The organism is Saccharopolyspora sp. NPDC050642, from assembly GCF_040654735.1.
Classification (GTDB): domain Bacteria; phylum Actinomycetota; class Actinomycetes; order Mycobacteriales; family Pseudonocardiaceae; genus Saccharopolyspora; species Saccharopolyspora elongata.
The window spans coordinates 355,031-361,871 of the sequence record NZ_JBFAIN010000006.1 but is presented as its reverse complement, the minus strand read 5'-3'; the positions used below and the strand labels follow the sequence as shown (position 1 = coordinate 361,871).

1 protein-coding gene is annotated in these 6,841 nt (G+C 69.6%); it reads left to right on the top strand.

Features of this window, described 5'->3' with window-relative positions; translation table 11 throughout:
• Positions 1 to 12: 12 nt before the first annotated feature.
• Positions 13 to 6,765 (top strand): amino acid adenylation domain-containing protein, encoded by a 6,753-nt coding sequence (locus tag AB0H93_RS13565; RefSeq protein ID WP_358571976.1) that lies wholly within the window; start codon positions 13 to 15, stop codon positions 6,763 to 6,765.
• Positions 6,766 to 6,841: the final 76 nt, after the last annotated feature.

The following is a 6,841-nucleotide window of genomic DNA, read 5'->3' as shown; positions in this document are numbered from 1 at the left end:
CTGCTATCCCGGGTGAGATCGGTGTTCCCGGACTGCTTGGTGGCCAACATTTACGGGCCGACCGAGGCGACGGTCTATGCGACGGCGTGGTTCTGCGACGACGACCGGCCGGTCGGAGTGCCGCCGATCGGCCGGCCGATCCCGAACACCCGGGTTTATGTGCTGGATGCCGAAATGCGGTTGGTCCCACCAGGCGCGGTCGGAGAGCTCCACCTGGCCGGTGCCGGACTGGCGCGGGGCTACTTCGGTCAAGCCGGGTTGACCGGCCAGCGGTTCGTCGCGGATCCGTTCGCTGCTGGGGAGCGGATGTACCGGACCGGTGACCTGGTGCGCTGGAACCGGGATGGCGAGCTGGAGTTCGTCGGCAGGGTCGATGACCAGGTGAAGGTGCGCGGCTTCCGGATCGAGCTCGGCGAGGTCGAGACCGCCCTGACCTCCCACCCGCAGATCGCGCAGGCCGCGGCAGTCGTCCGCGAAGACCAACTCGGCGACAAGCGGCTCATCGCCTACGTCGTCCCCGACGCCGGCCGGCGGGAGCCTGGCGAGGCGGACCACCGGAAGGTCGGCGAATGGCGAGTGGTCTACGACGAGCTGTACCGGGAAGGTTCCGCCGCCGAGTTCGGTGCCGACTTCACGGGCTGGAACAGCAGCTACGACGGCCTCCCCATCCCGCTGCACGAGATGCGGGAATGGCGCGACGCGACGGTGGAGAGGGTGGCATCGCTCGCCCCGGAGCGGATCCTGGAGATCGGCGCCGGCACCGGCCTGCTGATGTCGCAGCTGGCGCCGAGGTGCGAGTCCTACTGGGCGACCGACTTCTCGCCCGTGGTGGTCGAGGCACTGCGAGACCGGCTCGACGGAGATACCGGCTACGCGAACGTGGAGTTGTTGTGCCGGCCCGCGCACGTGCTCGACGACCTTCCCGCCGACTTCTTCGACACCATCGTCATCAACTCCGTGGTCCAGTACTTCCCCAGCGTCGACTACCTGGTCGAGGTGCTGACCGCTGCCGTGCGGCTCCTCCGCCCGGGCGGTGCCGTCTTCGTCGGGGACGTGCGCAACCTCCGGCTGCTCAGGTGCTTCGCCACCGCCGTCGAGCTCGGCCGGGCGGACGGCTCGACGCCGCCGTCGGTCCTGCGCAGGTCGGTCGAGCAGAACATCTTGCAGGAAAGGGAGCTTCTGGTCGCGCCCGACTTCTTCGCGCGGTTCCGCGACGTCGTCGAGGACGTGGGCGAGATCGATGTGCGGATCAAGCGCGGTGCGGGCCACAACGAGCTCACCCGCTACCGCTACGACGTGGTCCTGCGCAAGACGACCGATGTCGTCGGCCCGACCGGTGATGTCGCGGAACCGCTCGAACTGCGGTGGGGGCGCGATGTCCGGGACTTCGCCGGTCTGCGCGAGGTGCTTTCCAGCACCCGGCCCGAGCGGCTGAGCGTCTCCGGGATTCCCAATGCCCGCCTGACGACGGACCTGGCGGCCGTGCGGGCGGTCGAGCACGGCGCGGACGTCGAATCCGCGCGAGCCGAGCTGGTGCGGGATGTGGCCGGTGCCGAGCCGGACCCCGAGGAATTCGACGAGTTGGCGGCGGAGATCGGCTACCGCGCAGCGCTCACGTGGTCGAGGGCAGCGGAAGAGCTCGATGCCGTGCTGGTTCGCAGCGACGTCCTGGGCGACGGCCAACCGCACCCATCCACCGGAGACGCCGGGCGTCCCTGGTCGGCGTACGCCAACGACCCAGCGTCGTCGAGCGAGGTGGGGGCGGTCATCACGGCGCTGCAGCCCTACGCCGAGGAGCGGCTGCCCGCGCACATGGTCCCGGCGGCGATCGTCGCCGTGGACCGGCTTCCGCTGAATTCCAACGGGAAGCTGGACCGGCGGCGGCTACCGGCCCCGGACTTCGGCGGCACCACGTCGGGCCGCGAACCCCGGACACCGGGGGAGGATCTGCTGTGCGGGCTGTTCGCGGCGGTGCTCGGCGTGCCGGAGGTGGGCGCCGACGACAGCTTCTTCAAGCTGGGCGGGGACAGCATCATGTCGATCCAGCTGTCCAGCCGCGCCCGCCGGGACGGGGTGGTCATCAGCCCGCGGCAGATCTTCGAGCACAAGACGCCCGCGGCGCTCGCGGCTTTGGTCGCCGAGGAGCAGAACGGTGCGCACGAGCAGACAGCCGATTCGGCTTCGGTCGTGCTCGACGGGGCTGAGGCCGTTCTGGTGGAGCAGGTGGTCGGCGAGGTGACCGACGTCCTTCCGCTCTCGCCGTTGCAGGAAGGACTGCTGTTCCACGCCGTCTACGACGACGGCCTGGGGGATGTGTACGTCGTGCAGTTGGCGTTCGAGCTGCTGGGGGAGGTGGATGGGGACAGGTTGAGGCGTGCCGGGGACGCGCTGTTGGAGCGGTATCCGAACTTGCGGGCGTGTTTCGTCCACGAGGGATTGAGTCGTCCGGTTCAGGCGGTGCCTCGGGAGTCGGCCGTCGCCTGGACCGAGGCGGATCTGTCGGCTTGCGAGGAGGCCGAGCGCGAGGCGGAGTTGGCTCGGCTGCTGGCAGCGGACCGGACGGCCGGCTTCGACGTGCAGCGGGGCCCATTGCTGCGAATGATCTTGGTACGGCTGGGAGAAGGGCGTTCCCGGCTCGTCGTGACCAACCACCACCTCGTGCTGGACGGCTGGTCGATGCCGCTTCTGGTGCGCGAGCTGTTCGCCCTGTACCGGGCGCGGGCGGATGGGTCCGGGGTGCCGGCTCCGGGGGCGTACCGGGATTTCCTCGCGTGGCTGGCCAATCGTGATCGTGACGCGGCGCTGGGCGCGTGGGCCGAGGCGCTGGAAGGCGTTCAGCCGCTCCTGCTCGGCCCCGGGGATCGAGGTCCGGTCGTGCCACAACGGTTCGTGCTGGATGTTCCGGAAGGGCTGACGGCCGACCTGGTGGAGTGGGCTCGGGAGCGTGGGTTGACGCTGAACACGGTGGTGCAGGGTGCGTGGGGGTTGTTGCTGAGTCGGTGGACCGGTCGTGGGGATGTGGTGTTCGGGTCCACTGTGTCCGGTCGTCCTCCGGAGCTTCCGGGGGTGGAGTCGATGGTGGGCCTGTTCATCAACACGATTCCGGTCCGGGTCCGGTTGGATCCGTCTGAGTCCGTCGTGGACATGCTGGTCCGGTTCCAGGAGGAGCAGGCCAGGTTGTTGGATCACCAGCATCTCGGCTTGGCCGACATCCAGCGGCAGGCCGGCACCGGGGAACTGTTCGACACCGCCACCGTCTACGAGAACTACCCGCTCGACGCCGACGAGGCGATCGACCCGGAATCCGAGCTCCAGGTGGGGTCGGTGTCCGGTTGGGACGCCACCCACTACGCGCTGAACCTGGTGGCGATCCCGGGGGAGCGCCTGCGCCTGCGCCTGGGCTACCGGCCCGATGTCTTCGACCACGCCACGGTCGAGGCGCAGGCCGCCCGGCTCCAACGCGTCCTGGAAGCGATCATCGCAGATCCCGACCGGCCGGTGGGCCGGCTCGACCTCCTCTCCAGCGAAGAACGCCAACTACTCGACGAGTGGAACGGGCGCCAGACCGGCACCCAGGAGACCGTGCTGCCGGAGCTGTTCCGGACCCAGGTCGAGCGGACACCCGACGCGGTGGCGGTCGTCTGCGGCGGCGAATCGGTGACGTACGCGGAGCTCGACGACCGGGCGAACCGGCTCGCCGGCCTGCTCGTGGAGCTCGGGGTCGGGCCGGAATCCGTGGTCGCGCTGGCGCTCCCGAGGTCGATCGACATGGTCGTGTCGATGTTGGCGGTGCTCGAATCCGGCGGCGCCTATCTGCCGATCGATCTGGACCACCCCGCTGAGCGGATCGACTTCGTGCTCGCGGACGCCAAGCCGGCGCTGCTGATCACCAACGGCTCCGGCGGGATGCGTGCCGACGTGGCGACCGTGCTGCTCGACGATCCAGCCACCTTCGGGGGCCGCGCCGGGGCAGCCGCGCCGGGCCGATCGACGCCGCATCCGGAGAACATCGCCTACGTGATGTACACCTCGGGCTCCACCGGGCGGCCCAAGGCCGTCATGGTCGCGCACGCCAACGTCGTCGACCTGGTCGCGTGCGTTCGGGAAACGATCGGCGTGGACAGCCTGGGCCGGGTGCTGGCGGCGACTTCGCTCGGCTTCGACTTCTCCGTGTTCGAGATCCTCGTACCGCTGATGGTCGGTGGCGTGGTCGAGGTGGTCCCCGACCTCCTGGCCCTGGCGGACGGCCCACCGCGTGGCGGGCTGGTCAGCGGCGTGCCGTCGGTGTTCGCCAGGGTCATCCAGGAGCAGGAGCGGCGTCCGGGAGTGGACACGGTCGTGCTCGGCGGGGAGCCGGTTCCACCCGAGTTGTACGACGGCATCCGCGCGGTCTTCCCCGGCTGCCGGGTGGCCAACATCTACGGTCCTACCGAGACGGTGGTGTACTCGACGATCTGGTCCTCCGACGACGACCTGGACGGCGCCCCGCCGATCGGAAGGCCGGTGCCCAACACGCGGGTGCACGTGCTGGATCCCGAGCTGAGGCTGGTCGCCCCTGGCGTGGTGGGGGAGCTGTACATCGCGGGCAGCGGGTTGGCGCGGGGCTACTGGGAGCGGGCCGGGTTGACCGGCCAGCGGTTCGTCGCGGATCCGTACGGCCCTGCGGGCAGCCGGCTGTACCGGACCGGTGACCTGGTGCGCTGGAACCGGGATGGCGAGCTGGAGTTCGTCGGCCGGGTCGACGACCAGGTGAAGGTCCGCGGTATCCGGATCGAGCCGGGCGAGATCGAGGCAGTGCTGACGACCCACCCGCACGTGGCTCGCAGCGCGGTGGTGGTCCGGCAGGACCGGCCGGGGGAGAAGCGGTTGGTGGCCTACGTGGTGCCGACCGGCGACGACTGCGAGCCGGGTGTGCTGCGGGATCACGTCGCCAGGGCCCTGCCCGACTACATGGTGCCGTCCGCAGTGGTGGTGCTGGAGAGCTTCCCGCTGAATCCCAACGGGAAACTCGATCGGCAGGCCTTGCCCGCGCCGGCGGTGACCACCGGGCCCAGCCGCGGTCCTCGCACCGATCGGGAGCGGCTTCTGTGCGAGACGTTCGCCGAGGTGTTGGGGGTCGCCGAGGTCGGCGCGGAGGACGGTTTCTTCCAGTTGGGCGGGGACAGCATCGCCTCGATGCAGCTGGTCGCCAGATTGCGCAGGGCCGGTCTGGTTCTGAGTCCTCGTCAGGTGTTCGAGTGCGGGACACCTGCGGCACTGGCGGTCGTGGCGTCATCGGGTTCGGTGTCTGCCTCGGTGGCTTCCGGGATCGGGGATGTGGCGTTGACGCCGGTGATGTGCTGGCTGGGCGAGCGGGGTGGGCTGGGGTCGGTCTTCTACCAGTCGGTGGTGCTGGAGGTTCCGGCGAGCTTGTCGCTGGACGTGTTGATGGGTGCCGTCGGAGCGGTGGTGGATCGGCATGATCTGTTGCGGGCCCGGTTGGGTGAGCGGGGCCTGGTCGTGCCGCCGGCGGGGTCGGTGGATGTCGCTGATCTGGTGGAGCGGGTAGTGGTGCCCGAAGCCGTGGACTGGGCTTCGGCGCTCGCCGGGCGGGGCGAGGTCGCTGCGGCTGGTTTGGATCCCGCGCGAGGCGTGATGCTCCGGGCGGTCTGGTTGGACGGCGGTGGTTCGCGGTCTGGCCGGTTGCTGGTGGTGGCTCACCATGTGGTGGTCGATGGGGTGTCGTGGCGGGTGCTGGTGTCGGATCTGGGGGAGGCGTGCCATGCGCTGCTCTCGGGGCGGTCCGTCGAGTTGCAGCCGGTGGGTACGTCGTTTCGCCAGTGGGCCGGTCTGTTGGGGGAGCTGGCGGAATCGCGGGCGTCGGAGCTGTCGGTGTGGCAAGAGGTTCTGGCTCATCCCGGTGTGCGTGTGACCGATCGCGATGTTGAGAACGGGGACGCGGTTGCAGGGACGCAGTCGTTGACGGTGTCGCTGTCGGTGGAGCGGACGGCGGCGTTGTTGGCGAGGGTTCCTGCGGCGTTCTTCGCCGGTGTCGATGATGTGTTGCTGACGGCGTTGGTGCTGGCCGTGCGGCATTGCGCGGGTACGCCGGGTGGTGTGTTGGTCGATGTGGAGGGGCACGGTCGGTATGAGGAGGTTGTCCCGGGGGTCGATCTGACGCGGACGGTGGGTTGGTTCACCACGTTGCACCCGGTGTTGCTGGATCCCGTCGCCCTGGACTGGCGGGAGGTCACCTCCGGAGGTCCGGGTTTGGGGACGGTGTTGAAGCAGGTAAAGGAGCAGCTTCGGGTGATTCCTGATCACGGGCTGGGCTATGGGCTGCTGCGGTATCTCAACCCGGATACCGCGCCGGAGCTCGCGAGGCTCGCGCGTCCGCAGATCGCGTTCAACTACCTGGGGCGTTTCGGCGCGTCCGCCGGTGGTGAGTGGGGTTGGGCCCCGGAGGCCGATACGCTCGGTGGTGGTGCCGATCCGGCGTTGGGCGTGGGGCATGGCATCGAGATCAATGCGGTTGTGGAGGACGGTGCCGACGGTCCGTGGTTGAGCGCGACGTGGTCCTGGCACACCGCCGTTACCAGCCGTGAAGCGGTGCACGACCTGGCGCAGGACTGGTTGGCGGTCCTGAATGGACTCGTCGCCCACGTCGATCGGCCCGGCACGGGCGGACGCACTCCGTCGGACCTGCCCCTGCTCCGGCTCGACCAGCACGACATCGAGGAGTTGGAAGCGGATCTGGAGCTGGAGTGGGAAGACCTCGACCGCTGATCGCGGCGGCCGGCCGCTCAGCGGGGCCAGGCCCGTTCGGCGGGCGCCACCACTCGGAGCGCTCGTCGAGAGGACC